Annotated in this window: 17 protein-coding genes and 1 tRNA gene; 10 read left to right on the top strand and 8 right to left on the bottom strand. The window is 70.6% G+C overall.

Annotated elements, in window-relative coordinates:
* The first annotated feature begins 22 nt into the window (after positions 1-22).
* Complete coding sequence (locus ACFV4P_RS33695; protein ID WP_380477298.1) at positions 23-550, top strand: GNAT family N-acetyltransferase; 528 nt, start codon at positions 23-25, stop codon at positions 548-550.
* A gap of 4 nt (positions 551-554) precedes the next feature.
* Here ACFV4P_RS33695 and ACFV4P_RS33690 read toward each other — a convergent pair whose 3' ends face one another.
* On the bottom strand, positions 555-932 hold the full coding sequence (locus ACFV4P_RS33690) for a nuclear transport factor 2 family protein (protein WP_073807401.1): 378 nt from the start codon (positions 930-932) through the stop codon (positions 555-557).
* Between the two features lie 90 nt (positions 933-1,022).
* Between ACFV4P_RS33690 and ACFV4P_RS33685 the strand changes: the two genes are divergently transcribed.
* Entirely contained in the window at positions 1,023-1,952 is a 930-nt protein-coding gene (locus ACFV4P_RS33685) for a LysR substrate-binding domain-containing protein (RefSeq protein ID WP_380477297.1), read from the top strand.
* On the opposite strand, the gene ACFV4P_RS33680 is transcribed toward ACFV4P_RS33685, so the two are convergent.
* Positions 1,945-3,060 (bottom strand): aminopeptidase P family protein, encoded by a 1,116-nt coding sequence (locus tag ACFV4P_RS33680; RefSeq protein WP_380477296.1) that lies wholly within the window; start codon positions 3,058-3,060, stop codon positions 1,945-1,947. The two genes, ACFV4P_RS33685 and ACFV4P_RS33680, sit on opposite strands and share 8 nt — an antisense overlap.
* A 211-nt stretch (positions 3,061-3,271) precedes the next feature.
* The gene (locus tag ACFV4P_RS33675; protein WP_380477295.1) at positions 3,272-4,573 is read right to left on the bottom strand and encodes a restriction endonuclease; all 1,302 of its coding nucleotides are present in this window, start codon (positions 4,571-4,573) and stop codon (positions 3,272-3,274) included.
* A 468-nt stretch (positions 4,574-5,041) separates the two neighbouring features.
* Between ACFV4P_RS33675 and ACFV4P_RS33670 the strand changes: the two genes are divergently transcribed.
* Positions 5,042-6,031: an HNH endonuclease gene (locus ACFV4P_RS33670; RefSeq protein WP_380477294.1), complete on the top strand. Its 990-nt coding sequence runs from the start codon at positions 5,042-5,044 to the stop codon at positions 6,029-6,031.
* 513 nt (positions 6,032-6,544) lie between these two features.
* On the opposite strand, the gene ACFV4P_RS33665 is transcribed toward ACFV4P_RS33670, so the two are convergent.
* Positions 6,545-6,618 (bottom strand) — tRNA-Pro (locus ACFV4P_RS33665).
* 88 nt (positions 6,619-6,706) lie between these two features.
* On the bottom strand, positions 6,707-7,651 hold the full coding sequence (locus tag ACFV4P_RS33660; RefSeq protein WP_380477293.1) for a metallophosphoesterase: 945 nt from the start codon (positions 7,649-7,651) through the stop codon (positions 6,707-6,709).
* 141 nt (positions 7,652-7,792) lie between these two features.
* On the opposite strand from ACFV4P_RS33660, the gene ACFV4P_RS33655 reads away from it, so the two are divergent.
* Entirely contained in the window at positions 7,793-8,248 is a 456-nt protein-coding gene (locus ACFV4P_RS33655; RefSeq protein WP_380477292.1) for a GatB/YqeY domain-containing protein, read from the top strand.
* A 94-nt stretch (positions 8,249-8,342) separates the two neighbouring features.
* Here the strand turns inward: ACFV4P_RS33655 and ACFV4P_RS33650 are convergent, their stop codons facing one another.
* Positions 8,343-10,646 (bottom strand): transglycosylase domain-containing protein, encoded by a 2,304-nt coding sequence (locus tag ACFV4P_RS33650; RefSeq protein ID WP_380477291.1) that lies wholly within the window; start codon positions 10,644-10,646, stop codon positions 8,343-8,345.
* A gap of 400 nt (positions 10,647-11,046) precedes the next feature.
* Here ACFV4P_RS33650 and ACFV4P_RS33645 point away from each other — a divergent pair, with 400 nt between their 5' ends.
* Complete coding sequence (locus tag ACFV4P_RS33645) at positions 11,047-11,370, top strand: WhiB family transcriptional regulator (protein WP_035864045.1); 324 nt, start codon at positions 11,047-11,049, stop codon at positions 11,368-11,370.
* A 37-nt stretch (positions 11,371-11,407) separates the two neighbouring features.
* On the opposite strand, the gene ACFV4P_RS33640 is transcribed toward ACFV4P_RS33645, so the two are convergent.
* On the bottom strand, positions 11,408-12,553 hold the full coding sequence (locus tag ACFV4P_RS33640; RefSeq protein ID WP_380477290.1) for an ArsA family ATPase: 1,146 nt from the start codon (positions 12,551-12,553) through the stop codon (positions 11,408-11,410).
* Positions 12,550-13,560 (bottom strand): ArsA-related P-loop ATPase, encoded by a 1,011-nt coding sequence (locus tag ACFV4P_RS33635; protein ID WP_380477332.1) that lies wholly within the window; start codon positions 13,558-13,560, stop codon positions 12,550-12,552. Before ACFV4P_RS33635 ends, ACFV4P_RS33640 begins: the two co-directional genes overlap by 4 nt.
* A gap of 275 nt (positions 13,561-13,835) precedes the next feature.
* Here ACFV4P_RS33635 and ACFV4P_RS33630 point away from each other — a divergent pair, with 275 nt between their 5' ends.
* The 5 genes from ACFV4P_RS33630 to ACFV4P_RS33610 all read left to right on the top strand — a co-directional run bounded on the left by ACFV4P_RS33630 (position 13,836) and on the right by ACFV4P_RS33610 (position 16,503).
* On the top strand, positions 13,836-13,991 hold the full coding sequence (locus tag ACFV4P_RS33630) for a DUF4177 domain-containing protein (RefSeq protein WP_014136749.1): 156 nt from the start codon (positions 13,836-13,838) through the stop codon (positions 13,989-13,991).
* A 2-nt stretch (positions 13,992-13,993) separates the two neighbouring features.
* The gene (locus ACFV4P_RS33625; RefSeq protein WP_073807413.1) at positions 13,994-14,458 is read left to right on the top strand and encodes a RidA family protein; all 465 of its coding nucleotides are present in this window, start codon (positions 13,994-13,996) and stop codon (positions 14,456-14,458) included.
* 97 nt (positions 14,459-14,555) lie between these two features.
* Positions 14,556-15,398 carry an NUDIX hydrolase gene (locus tag ACFV4P_RS33620; protein WP_380477289.1) on the top strand — a complete coding sequence of 281 codons (843 nt, stop codon included), beginning with the start codon at positions 14,556-14,558 and terminating at the stop codon, positions 15,396-15,398.
* A 95-nt stretch (positions 15,399-15,493) separates the two neighbouring features.
* The gene (locus ACFV4P_RS33615) at positions 15,494-15,685 is read left to right on the top strand and encodes a hypothetical protein (RefSeq protein WP_380477288.1); all 192 of its coding nucleotides are present in this window, start codon (positions 15,494-15,496) and stop codon (positions 15,683-15,685) included.
* Positions 15,682-16,503, top strand: coding sequence for an MBL fold metallo-hydrolase (locus ACFV4P_RS33610; RefSeq protein ID WP_380477287.1), 822 nt, complete (start codon positions 15,682-15,684; stop codon positions 16,501-16,503). The genes ACFV4P_RS33615 and ACFV4P_RS33610 overlap by 4 nt, the downstream gene beginning before the upstream one ends.
* The last annotated feature ends 70 nt before the right edge of the window (positions 16,504-16,573 follow it).

Genomic DNA, 16,573 nt, shown 5'->3' with positions numbered 1-16,573 from the left:
ACGCCCACCGTAGGGTGGCGACGTGACAGCCCTGATCAGCCCGCTGACCGCCGACGCACTCCACACCCACGCCGAGGCCCTCGCCGACCTGCTGCTGGACGCCGTGGCCGACGGCGCCTCCGTCGGCTTCCTGGCCGACACCGGCCGCGACGAGGCCGCCGCCTGGTGGCGCACCCTGCACCCGTCCGTCGCGGACGGCAGCCGACTGCTGTGGGTGGCGTCCGACGCCGACGGGCGCGTGCTGGGCACCGTCGCCCTGGTCCGCGAGGTCCGGGCGAACGGCCGGCACCGCGCCGAGGTCTCCAAGCTGCTGGTGCACCGCGACGCCCGCGGCGCCGGCCTGGGACGGCGGCTGCTGACCACCGTCGAACAGGCCGCCCGGGACACCGGCGCCACCCTGCTGCTGCTCGACACCCAGACCGGCAGCGCCGCCGAACACCTCTACCGCAGCGCCGGCTGGACGTCCTTCGGCACCGTCCCCGGCCACGCCGCCACGCCCGACGGCGTCCTCGCCGACACCACGTACTACTACAAGCAGCTCATCGGCTGACCGCTCACTCGGTGCCCGGCCGCAGGAACTCGGGCTGGTCGAGCAGCCGCAGCCAACTGCCGTCCGGCTGCTGACGCACCACCTGGGCGCGGGCCCCGGCGCCGTCCTTCGGCGGGGTGGCGGTCAGCGCGATGCCGTCCGCGGCCAGCGTCGGCAGCGGCGGCTCCGGGGTGAACTGCGGCCGGTGCGCCAGCACCTGCGCCCACAGCGCCCGGATCGCCTCCCGGCCGACCGTGAACTGCCCCGGCGGGTACGCCATGACAGCGTGCTCCTCGTACAGCGCGGCGACACCGGCCGCGTCACCCGCGTTGGAGCGCTCCACGAACAGCCGGGTCAGCTCCTCGGGGCGCATCGCCTTCTCGTACTCGCCGTACTCGCTCATCAGGTCCTCCTCGTCGTCCTGCTCCCAGCCTTCCTTGGGCCGAACCAGAAGTCCAACAGCTGGATCTGATCCGAACTATCATTGCTGGTTATGGAACTGAGGCAGCTGGAGTACTTCCTCGCCGTCGCCGAGGAACGCAACTTCACCCGCGCCGCCGAGCGGGTGCACATCAGCCAGTCCGGCGTCAGCGCCCAGATCCGGCAACTCGAACGCGAACTCGGCGCCGAACTCTTCGACCGCTCGGCCCGTACCGTCACCCTCACCGTGGCCGGCAAGGCCGCCCTCGAACACGCCCGGCAGGCCGTCGCCGCCGCCCGCGCCGTCGGCCAGGCCGTCGGCGAGGTCAGCGACCTGATTCGCGGCAGCCTCACCGTCGGCATGGTGGCCGGCTGCACCCTCACCCCGCTCTTCGACGGCCTGGCCGCCTTCCACCGCGCCCACCCCGGCGTCGAACTCGCCCTGCTGGAGGACGACTCCGCCCACCTCGCCGAAGCCGTCCGCACCGGCGCCCTCGACCTCGCCCTGATCGGCTGCGCCGGCACCACCCCCGACGGCCTCGACGCACACACCCTGATCGACGAACCCGTGGTCGCCGCCGTTCCGCCCGGCCACCCGCTCGCCGGGCAGCCCGACGTCACCCTCGCCGACCTGCTCGCCCACCCGCTGATCTGCCTGCCGCCCGGCACCGGCGTACGCACCGTCCTCGACCGCGACTGCGCCGCCGCCGGACTCACCCCGCGGATCGCCCTGCAGGCCTCCGCCGCCTCCGCGATCGCCGACCTCGCCACCCGCGGGCTCGGCGTCGCCGTGCTCAGCCGCTCCATGGCCGAGGCCTTCCCCGCACTGCGGCCGGTCGCCGTCGCCGACCTCACCACCCCCGGCCTGCTCGCCCTGGTCTCCCGCCCCGGCCCCGCCCCCGCCCTGCGCGCCCTGCGCGCCGAACTCCGCCGGGCGTTCGGTCAGGGCCTGTCCGATCCGAACGTCCGGCGGGTGAACGCCCGGCGGGGGAACGTCAGTTGACGAACGCCAGCTCGTGCGGCGTCCCGTTGAACCGCAGACCGCCGTCCTCCGTCACCGTCACGATGTCCTCGATCCGGACACCGAACCGGCCCGGCAGATAGACGCCCGGCTCGATGGAGAAGCACATCCCCGGCACCAGCGGCCGGGTCTCGCCCTCGATCATGTACGGCGGCTCATGGGTGGTCAGCCCGATGCCGTGGCCGGTGCGGTGAATGAAGTACTCGCCGTACCCGCCCTCGGTGATCACCGCCCGGGCCACCCGGTCGATCTCCTGACAGGCCACCCCAGGCGCCACCGCGTCGAACGCCGCCTGCTGCGCCCGCCGCACCAGGTCGTGCACCTCCTGCACCTCCTTCGGCGGCTCGATGCCCACGAACACCGTCCGGGTGGTGTCCGAGCCGTAGCCGTCCTTCAGCCCGCCGAAGTCCAGCACCACCGTGTCACCGCGCTGGATCACCCGATCCCCGGCCTCGTGGTGCGGATTGGCCCCGTTCGGACCGGAACCCACCACCGTGAAGTCCACCTGGCTGTGCCCGTGCTCGATCAGCAGCGCCGCCAGATCCGCCGCCACCTCCCGCTCGGTACGCCCCGCGAACGGCACACCCAGGATCGCCCCGTACGTCAGGTCCGCCGCCGCGCCCGCCGCCGCCAGCCGCGCCAACTCGTCCGGCTCCTTCACCGCCCGCAACATCGGCAGCGCCGCCGTCAACGAGGCGTACGACGTACCCGGCAACGCCTCCTGGAACCCCAACAGGTGCATCGCCCACGCGTTGTCCGAGATCCCGTACCGCCCCACCGGATCCATGCTCGGCACCAACACCGCGAACGGATCCTGCCCGTCCACCCAGTCCGCCATCCGAACCGCCTCCGCCCCCGCAGCCCGCTCCGCATCCGGCCGCTCCAACCTCGGCACCAACAACACCGGCTCCGCCCCCGGCGCCACCACCAACGCCGTCAGCCGCTCGGTGTTCACCGGAAGATACCCCGTCAGATACGTCAGATCAGGCCCGGGCGTGACCACCAGCCCGGCCAGCCCCGCATCGGCCGCAGTCGTGGCGGCACGCGCCATCCTGGCCTGAAAATCCGCCGTCATGAACGGCTCGCTCATCACAATCCCCTCCCACGGGGTCAGCGGCCACCAGCCGCCCAACGACGTAAAAACCTACGGACCGGCGCACACCACTCCGCCACCCCCTCAGGATCATCGCCGACCCCACACCCCGCACGACAAGACCGCTGCACAGCCGAACTTCCGTCCGAGCACCCGACTGGGTCACCGCGGCCCCGAGTATCAGCCCTCGGTACTCAGGCTCGGATGGTCAGCCGAGCAGCGCCTCCTCCGGGCGGCGGTTTCGCACCTCTGCCGTCGGGCTGTTCAGGAGGTGCTCGACGCAGGCCATCAGGTCGCCTCCGTGGTCCTCGCCGGCGATCTCTCGAAGCTCCTTCACGAGGTCCTGCCCGTTGATGAGGACGATCGGGTACTGGTCCTCGACCATCTCCAGCTGCGCGGCCTCCGAGTAAGCGCCGGTGGTGACGTACACCCCTATCCAGCCACGCCGGAGCCGGGCGACGACTCGGGCGATCTGCTCGGCCGACACCAGACTGTCCGGCTTGATGCACTTGGCCTGCCCGAGAACCACGAGCCTGGTGCCGGCCAGTCCGGTTCCCAGGTCCAGCCGGCCCACGAAATCAGCACCGCCGTCGCCCGATCGTCGGGTGATCCAGTGTTCGGCGTAGCTGTGTCCGGAAGCGCGCAAGACCCGGGCAGCAACCGCGGACGCAAGCGTCTCGAACGCGTGCTTGTCACCGTCGAAGCGCTGGTAGACCGCCTGAAGGTCCGCTTTCAAACGGCTGTTCCCGGCCGGTTGTTGGTCCTTCACCTTGACCACTCGGCTGCGGGCCACGCGCCGGCGCACCCGCGGCAACGCCGAATGCCCGTGCTTCACCCACTCCCGCCATGCGGCCGGCGCCAGTGCCAGTGTGTCGGCATCGGAGCGCCCGGCTTCGCGACGGGCCGAGACCCAGTCCCAGTCCAGCCTGTCCTCCTCGGCGGAGAGGTCGATCACCGCGAGGTCGAAGACGTAGTTGGTGAAGGTCGCATCGGCCTGCCCCGCCCACTGGACAACCCGTTCCGCACGCTCGATCAGGCCGACGCCGCAGAACTGGACATGTCCCTTGGCCTTGCCGTTCCACGGCACCGAGCGAAACAGCAACAACGGCGCCGCGGCGGTCCGCCCCTCGACCGTGGGTGCCTGGTGACTGTCGAACGCCTCCAGCAGAGCTGCATTCCCGGTGGTGGTCCCGAGCGGCTTCGTCATCTCGGCCTTGTGGTCGCCGAAGTAGCGCACATGTCCGTTGTGCAGGTCGAACACGTCGTGCCATGGCGTCTGCTCCGACCCGGCCTTCCACGGACTGGACCGAATCATCACCGCCGGCCGCCGCAGCTCGTCCACTCCCTTGACCTTCGCCATGGCGTTGATCCCGGCTTCCAACAGAGCGCGCTTCTGCCCCGGACTCGCCGTCACGTAATAGAAGTTGGGGAGATCGTCGATGATCGCCGCCCCCGTGTCCTTGGTGCTGGGGTACCGAAAGACCTCGCCCATGCCAAGCGTCCGACCCATGGCTTCCCCCTCCGCAAGCGGTCACACAGTCCCTGGCTCTTGCTGGTCGTGGCCAACAGCGCCCGACCGATTATCTCGGATCATCGGATCATCAGGTCTGATGCTCGGTGGCCGGCAGGGCAGTGCCCGGTGCGGTGGAGCCCTCGCTGTAGGGGTCTCTCCCGGTCTCCTCCCAAACTTCCAAGGGAAAGCACTCAGGGCCGAAGAGACTCCTGCGAGTCACCGGCCCCGATCTGGTGTTCCGGAGTCGGGGTAGCGAGATTGAATCCACGACCTCTTCGCCCCAAAGCATCCTGGGTACCCGTTGGGGCGGAAGCCAACCGGGCACTGACCAGCGCGCACAGTCCTTGAAGCTCCGTGGTTGTCCACCGGAGTACGGTGCCGCTGTAGCGCAGTCAGCTACTCGACTTGTGGCAGCGATGGCTCCGATCGGCAGTGTAACTGCGGGCCAACTCCTATGCTGCGGAGATGCATAAGGGTGCCTTGAGCCGCGATTCGGTGTTGATGGCGATAGAGGAGTGCGACCGCCTTGGACGCGATGCCTTCTTGGAGAAGTACCACTACGGGCCGGCGCGAGACTACTTGCTCGTCCACGATGGCCGCGAGTACGACTCCAAGGCCATCGCCGGCGTCTCCCATCAGTTCGAGTACGGGCGCGCACTTGAGTCCGATGAGTTCAATGGTGGTCGAGCGCACGCAGTCGCGTGGCTCGAACGGATCGGCTTCCGGGTGAAGGCCATCCGGAACCCGGATTGGGCCTGGGACGAACTGGTGCTTGCATGCGCGATCACCGCCAAGAACGACTGGAAAGGGCTGACCGCCACCGACTCTCGCGTGGTTGAGCTGTCGGGGCTGCTCCAGCTCCTTCCGATCCACCCCGTGGTGTCTCGAAACGAGACTTTCCGAAACGTCAACGGTGTCGCCCGTAAGACCGTTGACATCGCGACACACCACCCCAGCTACCAGGGCAAGCCCACCAAGGGCGGCGCGCTCGACCTCGCCGTACTCAAGGCCTTCATGGACAGCCCGTTGGAGATGGCCGCTGCTGCCGAGCTGCTCCGTGTCGGCCTCAGGGACGGAGAGTTCCGGGAAACGGCACCTGTTGACGGTGACCCTGACGAGTTCGATGCCCCCGAAGGAAGGCTCCTCGTCCGTCGCCACCTGTCTCGTGAGCGAAACCGCGGGCTTCGGCAGCGGAAGATCGACTCCGTGGTCCGCCGGGGCCGGAGCCTTGCCTGTGAGGTCTGCGGCTTCGACTTCAAAGCCGTGTACGGGGATCGCGGAGATGGCTACATCGAGTGCCACCACATAGTGCCGCTGCACGAGGCAGGCGAGGGCCGGACCAAGCTGTCAGACCTCGCCCTGATCTGCTCGAACTGCCATCGCATGGTCCACAGGCGCGCACCATGGCCCACGCCGGACGAGCTTCGCGCCATAGTGACCGGTCATCAGGCGTGACGGCTGAGATGCTGGCTGGTGCTGAGTGGCCGGACTCCAGTGCTCTGACCGGAAGGTTCGCCAGGTCGGCGGGCCATTCGCGTTCGGAGGCGGCTGCGAGGTGACTTGCGGCCGTGACTGAGAGATCGATGTCCGGCTGGCCCGCCAGTTGGGGCTCGGGCGGTGCCGAGGTGCTCCCGGGCCCGGTTCCAACTGGCCTGAAGTGCCTCACGACCAGGTCATGGCGTCAGTGCTGCCGGTGCCGTCGCCGGGTCACGCGACTTCGCGGGGTCGCCCGCCCCAGCGGATGCGCTTCTCGCTGTGGATGCGGGCGTGCTCCGGCGTTTGGCGGTGAGGATGTCGAGGTGGCGGGCGCTTGGCGTTTCGCCAGTGCAGGTAGGCGTGGAGAGCGGTTTGAACCGTGTGTGACGTCTTCGGACACGCACCCGAGGGGTGGTCACTCACTTAGACCCGCACAACGAGGAAGGGCCCTACCGGATTTCTCCGGCAGGGCCCTCACCTGCACTTACGAAGTCGGGGTAGCGGGATTTGAACCCACGGCCTCTTCGTCCCGAACGAAGCGCGCTACCAAGCTGCGCTATACCCCGGTCCTGCTTTGTTGCCTTCCGTGTCCGGCGCAACGAGTAGAACTCTACAGGAGGTGGGGCCAGAGACGAAATCCGGTTTAGGGGCTGGTCAGCGTGGGGCGGGGGTGAGGGTGAGGAGGGTGGCTTCGGGGGGGCAGGCGAAGCGGAGGGGGGTGTAGCGGTTGGTGCCGCAGCCTGCGGAGACGTGGAGGTGGGCGCGGTGGCCGGCGGCGGTGTGGGTGGAGAGGCCTTTGACGCGGTCGGTGTCGAGGTCGCAGTTGGTGACGAGGGCACCGTAGAAGGGGATGCAGAGCTGGCCGCCGTGGGTGTGGCCGGCGAGGATCAGGGGGTAGCCGTCGGCGGTGAAGGCGTCGAGGGTGCGGAGGTAGGGGGCGTGGACGACGGCGAGGGAGAGGTCGGCGTCGGGGGAGGGGCCGCCGGCGACGGAGGGGTAGTCGTCGAGGCGGATGTGCGGGTCGTCGAGGCCGGTGAACTCGATGTCGAGGCCGGCGATGTCGAGGCGGCCGCGGGCGTTGTTGAGGTTGAGCCAGCCGGCCCGGTCGAAGCCGTCGCGGAGTTTCTGCCAGGGGTTGTGGACGGCGCCGGTGATGCCGCGGCGGCTGGTGCCGTCGGGGTTGTTGAGGCCGTGGACGCCGCTGCGCAGGGCTTTGAGGTAGCGGGTGGGGGACTTGCGGGCGGGGCCGTAGTAGTCGTTGGAGCCGAAGACGTAGACGCCGGGGAAGTCCATCAGCGGGCCGAGCGCGTCCAGGGTGGCGGGGACGCCGAGCGGGTCGGAGAGGTTGTCGCCGGTGTTGACGACCAGGTCGGGGCGGAGCCCGGCGAGGCTCTGCAGCCAGCGCTGCTTCTTGGCCTGCCCGGTGACCATGTGGATGTCGGACACCTGGAGGATCCGGATCGGCCGCGCACCGGCGGGGAGGATCGGTACCTCGACGCGGCGCAGGCGGAACGAGCGGACCTCGTACCCGGCGGCGTAGACGAGACAGGCGGCTCCGGTGGCGGCGACACCGAGCGGGACGGAGTACAGCGGTCGCATCGGTCCATGGTCGCAGACCGTTCGAAAAGGTGGACAAGCGCCCGGGGTTCCACGGAGTGTGACGGGTCGTCAGTGCGAACCGGTCGGTACCGGTAAGTAATGGGGCGGCGTCGCGGCGTCGCAGATGTCAGAATCGGCGGCATGACGACGCTCAAGGAGCAGCTGCACGAGGACCTCACGGCTGCCATCAAGGCACGGGACGAGCTGATCTCGTCCACCCTCCGGTTGACGCTGGCCGCGGTGACCAGCGCCGAGGTGGCGGGTGACACGAAGCGCGAGCTGTCCGACGACGAGGTGCTTCAGGTGATCGGCAAGGAGTCGAAGAAGCGCCGTGAGGCGGCGACCGCCTTCGAGGGGGCCGGCCGGGCCGAGCAGGCCGCGCGGGAGCGCGCGGAGGGCGAGGTGCTGGCGGGCTACCTGCCGAAGCAGCTGACGGACGAGGAGCTGTCCGGGATCGTGGCCGCCGCGGTGGCGGAGTCCGGGGCGAGCGGCCCGCAGGGCATGGGCGCCGTGATGAAGCTGGTCCGTCCGAAGGTGGACGGCAAGGCGGACGGCGGCCGGGTGGCCGCTGCGGTGAAGGCCGCGCTGGCCGGCTGAGCCACGCAGCGGGAGAAGCAGCGAGCCAAGAAGCCGCCCGCCCGGAGGTGATCTCCGGGCGGGCGGCTTCGTGTTCGGCGCGGGCCGGTGCCGGTCAGTGGTGGCCGGGCTTGCCGGTGCTGGGCGGGAAGGAGATCCCGCCGGTGGTGGTCAGGCCGCCGTCGGGCCAGCCGGTGGTTCCGCCGACGGGGTTGCCGCCCGCGGGGTTGTTGCCGCCGTTCTGGTTGCCGCCGGTGGGGTTGCCGCCTGCCGGGTTGCCACCGGCGGAGTTGCCGCGGGTGCTGTCGCCGGAGGTGCCGCCGGGGTTGTCGTTGGCCGGCGGGGTGGGGGTCTGCGGGGCGATGTCGAAGAGCTTGAAGCGGGTCGGCGTGGTGCCGTCCAGGGCGTCGTTCATGGCCATCTGCCAGATCGGGCCGGGGCCGTCGGCGCCGTAGACCGCGCCGAAGTACTTGCCGCCGATGGTGATGTTCTTCATCGAGACGTTGCCGCCGACGCCGCCGAGCCAGACCGAGGTGGCGAGGTCGGGGGTGTAGCCGGTGAACCAGGCGGCGTACCGCTCGTCGGTGGTGCCGGTCTTGCCGGCGATCGGACGGCCGTCGTCGAGGCCGAGGGAGGAGCCGGTGCCCTTCTCGGTCACGCCCAGCAGCAGGGTGTTGACGCCGTCCGCGGTGGTCTGCGTCATCGCCTGGTTGCAGTTGGCCTTCGGCACGTCGAGCTTCTTGTCGTCGCTGGTGACCACGGAGGTCAGCGCGACCGGGGAGCAGTACATGCCGCGGGCGCCGAAGGACGCGTAGACCGAGGCCATCTGGAGCGGGCTGACCTCCTGGGTGCCGAGCACCATGGAGGGGACTTCCTGCAGGGCCTTGCCGTTGGCCAGGGTGCCGACGCCGAGCTTGTCGGCCATCTGCTTCATCGGGCAGAGGCCGGTCTGCTGCTCCAGCTGCACGAAGTAGGTGTTGACCGACTTCTGCATGGCGACCTGCATGCTGTACGGGCCGATCTCCTTGTCCGACTCGTTCTGCACGGTGGGGTGGCCGGCGTCCTTCCAGGTGCCCTGGCAGGTGGAGATCGACGGGTACTCCATCTTGGGCGGCGAGGAGAGCTCCTGGGTGATCGGCACCCCGTTCTCCAGGGCGGCCGCGGCCAGGATGGGCTTGAAGGTCGAGCCGGGGGAGAAGCCGCTGCCGCCGCCCATGGACTGGCCGACGTTCAGGTTGAGGACGGTCTGCTTCTTGGACTCGTCCAGACCGTACGGGCGGGTCTGGGCCATCGCGAGGATCTCGCCGGTGCCGGGCTTGACCATGGTGCCGGCGGCGGACACCTTGTCGGTCACGTTGACCTTCTTGGTGACCGCGCTGTACATGGCCTGCTGCTTGTCCGGGTCGATGGTGGTGTTGATCCGCAGGCCGCCCTGCGACCAGAGCTTCTGCCGGTCGGCGGCGGTCTTGCCGAACACCGGGTCCTGCTTGATCACGTGGCGCACGTAGTCGCAGAAGAAGCCCATGCCGTTGCTGGCGGTGATGCAGCCGTTCTGCGGCTCGGTGTACTTGATGCCGAGGTCGCTGGCGAGCGCGGCCTTCGCCTCGTCCGGCGAGATGTGCTTGTACTCCAGCAGCTTGTTGATCACCGTGTTGCGGCGGTTCTGCGCGGCCTGCGGGTGGGTGATCGGGTCGTACGCCGAGGGGTTCTGCACCAGGCCAGCCAGCATCGCGGCCTCGGGGATGGTGAGGTCCTTGGCGCTCTTGTTGAAGTAGCGCTTGGCGGCGGCCTCGATGCCGTACGCCTGGTGGCCGTAGAAGGTGATGTTCAGGTAGTTGGTGAGGATCTGATCCTTGCTCAGGTCCTCCTCCAGCTTGATCGCGTACTTCAGCTCCTGGATCTTGCGACCCATGCTCTTCTTGGTGGCTTCCAGGAAGGCCTGCTGGTCGTCGCCGGCCTGCTCGACGAAGACGTTCTTCACGTACTGCTGGGTGAGCGTCGAGGCGCCCTGGGCGGTGGTGCCGGACTCGGCGTTCTTGGTGGCGGCGCGGAGCACGCCCTTGAGGTCGACGGCGCCGTGCTCGTAGAAGCGGTTGTCCTCGATGTCGACCTGGGCCTGACGCATGATCGGCGCCATCTGCTCCTTGGTGAGGATGGTCCGGTCGCGGTCGTAGACCTTGGCGATCAGGCCGCCCTTGGCGTCGTAGATCATCGACACCTGCGAGAGCGTCGGCGTCTTGAAGTCGTCCGGGATGTTGTCGAACGACTCGGCGGTGTCCTTGGCGGTCAGGCCGAACGCGCCGACGGCCGGCAGGGCCATTCCGGCGACCAGGATGCCGGCCAGCACGGCGCTGCCCAGGAACTTGACGCCGAGCCCTGCCTTGTCCAGTGCGGTGCCCGGGGATCGCGTAGGTGCCATGGGGAGAACCCTACGTCGCGGAATCCCGTACAGGGGGGCAGGTGTTCGCCTACGCTTGTCACAGAACTGCGACAGCTTCGTTCTGTTCATCCTCATCACTCTTGTGAGTGATGAGCTTTGTCCGATTCGGGGCATTGTGCCCCAACTTCCGGCGGCTGCATGGCGGGCCGCTGTCGCGCACCGTGACGAAAACGCACTATTCGGCCCCGGCAAGCCCCACGACCTGCAGTCACTCCAACGAGTGAGCTGTCGGACACCCATAGTCCGATCGGGTCATTCGAGATTGGGCCGACAGGGGCTGTTGCGTTGTGTCGTTCTTCCGTAACGTCCTCAACTGGCAACGGTGAATATGCCGTTGCCGCCGTGGGGGAGCCCCGAATCGGGAGAGGACGGCGCCGGGATGGGCTGGGTGGACGACTGGAGCGCGCAGGCCGCGTGCCGCACGAGCGATCCGGATGAACTGTTCGTGCAGGGGGCGGCGCAGAACCGCGCCAAGGCGGTGTGCAGCGGCTGTCCGGTGCGCACCGAGTGCCTCGCGGACGCACTCGACAACCGTGTCGAGTTCGGCGTGTGGGGCGGAATGACGGAGCGCGAGCGCAGGGCGCTGCTGCGCCGGCGTCCGACGGTGGGGTCCTGGCGCAGGCTGCTGGAGACCGCGCGCACCGAGTACGAGGAGTCGCTGGCCACCGGGGTGGTCCTGCGGGACTACGCCCAGGCTGGCTGACGATCCGTCACGAAGGGCGGCGGGGCGGGCCTTCGGATCACTCGGCGGGGGAGCCGAGGCGGTCGCCGATGGCCCGCAGTCCGTCCAGGTCGTGGACGTCCCCGGGCAGTGCGGGCACTTCGACGATCGGCACGTCCGGGTAGACCGACGCGAAGCGGTCCCGGGTGCGCCGTTCCCGGGCCATGACCTGCATCCGTTCGGCGTGCAGGCGGAGCAGTCCGGCGGCCAGGGTCTCGGCCTCGACGGTCGAGGTGGCGGTGCCGTTCTCCTCCAGGGCCTCGGCTGCGGCGAGGGCGCGTTCCGGCGTGAGTTGCGGGGCGCCGCTGGTGTGCACCCGGTTGAGCACCAGGCCGGCCAGCGGCATGGTGTCGGCGGCGAGCCGGTCGACGAAGTACGCGGCCTCGCGCAGCGCGTCGCGCTCGGGTGCGGCGACCACCAGGAACGCGGTGTCCTCGGCCTTCAGCAACTGGTAGGTGCGGTCGGCGCGTTCCCGGAAGCCGCCGAACATCGAGTCCATCGCGGAGACGAACGTCTGGACGTCGGTGAGCAGTTGGGCGCCGAAGATCTTGCCGAGGGTGCCGGTGATCAGCCCCATGCCGACGTTCAGGAACTTCATCGCGGAGCGCCCGCCGACCTTGGCGGGGGCGGTGAGCAGCCGGATCACCTTGCCGTCCAGGAAGGACCCGAGGCGGCTGGGGGCGTCCAGGAAGTCCAGCGCGGAGCGGGACGGCGGGGTGTCGACGACGATCAGGTCCCAGCGGTCCTCGGCGCGGAGCTGGCCCAGTTTCTCCATCGCCATGTACTCCTGGGTGCCCGCGAAACCGGCCGACAGCGACTGGTAGAAGGGGTTCTCCAGGATCGCCTTGGCCCGGCCGGGTTCGGCGTGGGCGAGCACGACCTCGTCGAAGGTCCGCTTCATGTCCAGCATCATCGCCTGGAGTTCGCCCTCGCCCCGGGTGCCCTTGACGATGCGCGGGGTGTTGTCGAGCTCGGTCAGGCCCATCGACTGGGCGAGCCGGCGGGCCGGGTCGATGGTCAGCACCACGACGCGGCGGCCGCGTTCGGCGGCGCGCAGGCCGATCGCCGCGGCGGTGGTGGTCTTGCCGACGCCGCCGGAGCCGCAGCAGACCACGATCCGGGTCGCCGGGTCGTCGATCAGGGTGTCGATGTCCAGCCCGGTCATGCCGCTCCCTGCCGCTTCAGTTCGCCCGCCAGCCGGTACAGGCCGGCCAGGTCCACGCCCCCGCTGAGCAGCGGCAACTCGTAGGTGGGAAGCCGGAGTTGTTGAAGGTCGGCGCGCTGGGCGCGTTCCAGTTCGACCCGTTCGGCGTGTTCCCTGGCCTGCTCCAGCAGCGGGTCGAGCAGCGGCTCCACGGCGGCCCGCACGGTCTCCGGCTTGCGCGAGCGCCCGCCGAGGCCGGCCTCGCCGAGGGCCAGCGCCACGTCCTCGCGGTGGTCGCCGTGCGCGGCCTCGACCGCGGCCGCGTCCAGTATCGGCGGGCGCACCATGTTCACCAGCACACCGCCGACCGGCAGCCCGGCCTCGCGCAGGTCGGCGATCCCGTCCACCGTCTCCTGCACCGGCATCTCCTCCAGCAGGGTCGTGAAGTGCACCGCCGTCTCCGGGGAGCGCAGCACCCGCATCACGGCCTGCGCCTGGGTGTGGATCGGACCGAACCTGGCCAGGCCCGCCACCTCGGAGTTGACGTTCAGGAAGCGGGTGAGCCGGCCGGTCGGCGGGGCGTCCATCACCACCGCGTCGTACGCGCGCCGGCCGTCCGGGCCCTTGCGGCGGGCCGCCTCGCAGGCCTTGCCGGTGAGCAGCACGTCGCGGACGCCCGGGGCGACGGTGGTGGCGAAGTCCACGAAGCCGACTTTCTGGAGGGCCTTCCCGGCCCGGCCCAGCTTGTAGAACATCTCCAGGTATTCGAGCAGCGCCTGCTCGGTGTCGATGGCCAGCGCGTGCACCTCGCCGTGCCCCTTGCCGGGCAGGCCCAGCTGAGCCGGGGTCACGGTCGCCACCCGGCGTTCCTCGTACGGCAGCGCGGCGATCCGGAACAGCTCGGCGATGCCCTGCCGGCCCTCCACCTCGATCAGCAGGGTGCGGCGGCCCTCCGCGGCCAGCGCCAGCGCGAGCGCCGCGGCCAGCGTGGTCTTGCCGGTGCCGCCCTTGCCGCTGACCACGTGCAGCCTGACGCCGTCCCAGTCCGGCTCCCGCGGCGACGCCTGCCCGGTCGGCCCCGCCGTACCGCTGCTGCCCGCCACGCCCGCTCTCCGTCCGTCGCTGCCTGTCGCCTGTCGAAGGACCGCCGGGGCGGCCCCTCTGCCGGGGCGCGCCGTGGCGTCCCTCCCCGCGAGGGTAACGAGCGAGCGCTCCGGATGACGGGAGCATCCCGGCCGCCCGGACGATTGATGGCCCCTTTGTGTCCCACCTCACACCGGCCGGGGCGGCTAGAGTCACCCCCATGACCAAGTGGGAATACGTCACCGTGCCGCTGCTCGTGCACGCCACCAAGCAGATCCTCGACACCTGGGGCCAGGACGGCTGGGAGCTCGTCCAGGTCGTTCCCGGGCCGAACCCGGAGCAGCTGGTCGCGTACCTGAAGCGCGAGAAGGAGTAGTCATGAGCCAGGTAGAGCAGAAGCTCGCCGAACTCGGGCTGACCCTGCCCGAGGTGGCGGCGCCGGTCGCCGCGTACGTCCCCGCACTGCGCACCGGCCACTACGTGATGACCTCCGGGCAGCTGCCGATGGTCGGCGGCAAGCTCCAGCTGACCGGCAAGGTCGGCGCCGAGGTCACCGCCGAGGAGGCCAAGGACCTGGCCCGGATCTGCGCGCTGAACGCGCTGGCCGCGATCAAGTCCGTGGTCGGCGATCTGGACAAGGTCGAGCAGGTCGTCAAGGTGGTCGGCTTCGTCGCCTCCGCCCCCGACTTCACCGGCCAGCCCGGCGTCGTCAACGGCACCAGCGAGCTGCTGGGCGAGGTCTTCGGCGACAAGGGCGTGCACGCCCGCAGCGCCGTCGGCGTCGCGGTGCTGCCGCTGGACGCGCCGGTCGAGGTCGAGCTGATGGTCCGCGTCCGCGACTGACCGCACACACTCCTGGGGCCCGTCACCGCACCGCGGTGGCGGGCCCTGTGCGATCGGGCCTGTCCGGCCCGCGCGACGGCGGTTAACATCCGTGAACATGCCCGAGATGCCGCCGTCCTGGCCCGCCCGAATCCGCGCCCTGGCCACCGGGGAACTCGTCCCCGCCGCCCCCAGGTCCGCCGCCACCGTGGTGCTGCTGCGCGACTCCGCCACCGGCCCCGAGGCGTACCTGCTGCGCCGACGCACCACGATGGCCTTCGCCGGCGGCATGTACGCCTACCCCGGCGGCGGCGTCGACCCGCGCGACCGCGAGGTGCGCCCGCCGTGGGCCGGCCCGTCCACCGCGGAGTGGGCCGAGCGCCTGGGCGTGGACGAGCCGACCGCCTGCGCGGTGGTCTGCGCCGCCGTCCGGGAGACCTTCGAGGAGGCCGGCGTGCTGCTGGCCGGCCCCGACGACCGGACGCTCGTCGAACCCGGCGACTGGGCCGCCGAACGGGCCGCGCTGGAGTCGCACGAGCTGTCCCTCGCCGAGTTCCTGAGCAACCACCGACTGGTGCTGCGCAGCGACCTGCTGGCCGCCTGGGCGCGCTGGGTCACCCCCGAGTTCGAGGAACGCCGCTTCGACACCTGGTTCTTCGTCGCCGCCCTGCCCGCCGGACAGGCCGCCGCGGACACCGTCGGCGAGGCCGACCGGGTCGCCTGGATGACGCCCGCCGACGCGGTCGCCGGCTTCCACGACGGCCGCTTCGGGATGATGCCGCCGACCGTCACGGTGCTCCGCGAACTGACCTCGGTGCGCACCGCCGCCGAAGCCCTGGCCGCCGCCGCCGACCGCAAGGTGACCCCGGTCCTGGGCCGCGCCGAGCTCGCCGGCGACCGCATGACGGTCCGCTGGCCCGGGTATGACGAACTGACTGTCGACGGCGTCTTCCCAGCATGAGAACCTTCCCCCGGAAAGCACGGCATTCGCCGCGCCGACCAGTGCCTTTTCGCTGCGACAGCACAGACCGCGTACACCTCGGAAGGAGACCTCCGATGACTCACAACGATGTGGCTCGCCGGACCTCGGCCACGCCCGCCCGCACCGTCACCCCCCGCGCCGCCGCCTGCGACGCACCGGTGCCCGCGACCGCCCACACCCGCCTGCTGGTCCGCGACCTCACCCGCAGCCTGGTGCGGCCGCTCCCGCTGCGCCGACTCAGTCGGGCCGAGGCGGACGCCGCGTGAGCGGTCTGCTTCCGGGCGACCCCGCCGACCACATCGGCGGGGCCGCCACCCCGCGCGCCCAGTGCGTGCTCGCCCCCAACCCGTCCCCGATGACGCTGGACGGCACCAACACCTGGCTGCTCTCCGAGCCCGGCTCCGACCTCGCCGTCGTCGTCGACCCCGGCCCGCTCGACGAGACCCACCTGCGACGCGTCGTCACCACCGCCGAACAGCAGGGCAAGCGCATCGCCCTCACCCTGCTCACCCACGGCCACGCCGACCACGCCGAAGGCGCCGCCCGTTTCGCCGAACTCACCGGCACCGCCGTCCGCGCCCTCGACCCGGCACTGCGCCTCGGCGACGAAGGCCTGCACGGCGGCCAGCGGCTGGAGATCGGCGGCCTCGACCTGCGGGTCGTCGCCACCCCCGGGCACACCTCGGACTCGCTGACCTTCCACCTGCCCGCCGACGGCGCGATCCTCACCGGCGACACCGTCCTCGGCCGCGGCACCACCATGGTCGCCCACCCCGACGGCCGCCTCGGCGACTACCTGGCCTCCCTGCGCCACCTGCACGCGATGGCCGCCGAACACGACGTCCGCACCGTCCTGCCCGGCCACGGCCCGGTCCTCGCCGACGCGCTCGGCGCCGTCGACTACTACCTCGCCCACCGGGCCGGCCGCCTCGCCCAGGTCGAAACCGCCGTCGAAGCCGGCTGCCGCACCGCCGCCGAGGTGGTCGCCCGCGTCTACGCCGACGTCGACCGCGCGCTCTGGCCGGCGGCAGAACTGTCGGTCCGGGCCCAACTCGCGTACCTGAAGGACCACGGCCTCATCTGAGGACCCCGGCCTCATCCGAGAACGGCAGCGGGCACGCGGACAGGGGCGCGTGGAGATACCTCCACGCGCC

The sequence above is a fragment of the Kitasatospora sp. NPDC059795 genome (assembly GCF_042732175.1).
Taxonomy (GTDB): Bacteria; Actinomycetota; Actinomycetes; order Streptomycetales; family Streptomycetaceae; genus Kitasatospora.
The sequence above is the reverse complement of the archived record's forward strand: the minus strand, read 5'-3'. Positions and strand labels throughout refer to the sequence as shown.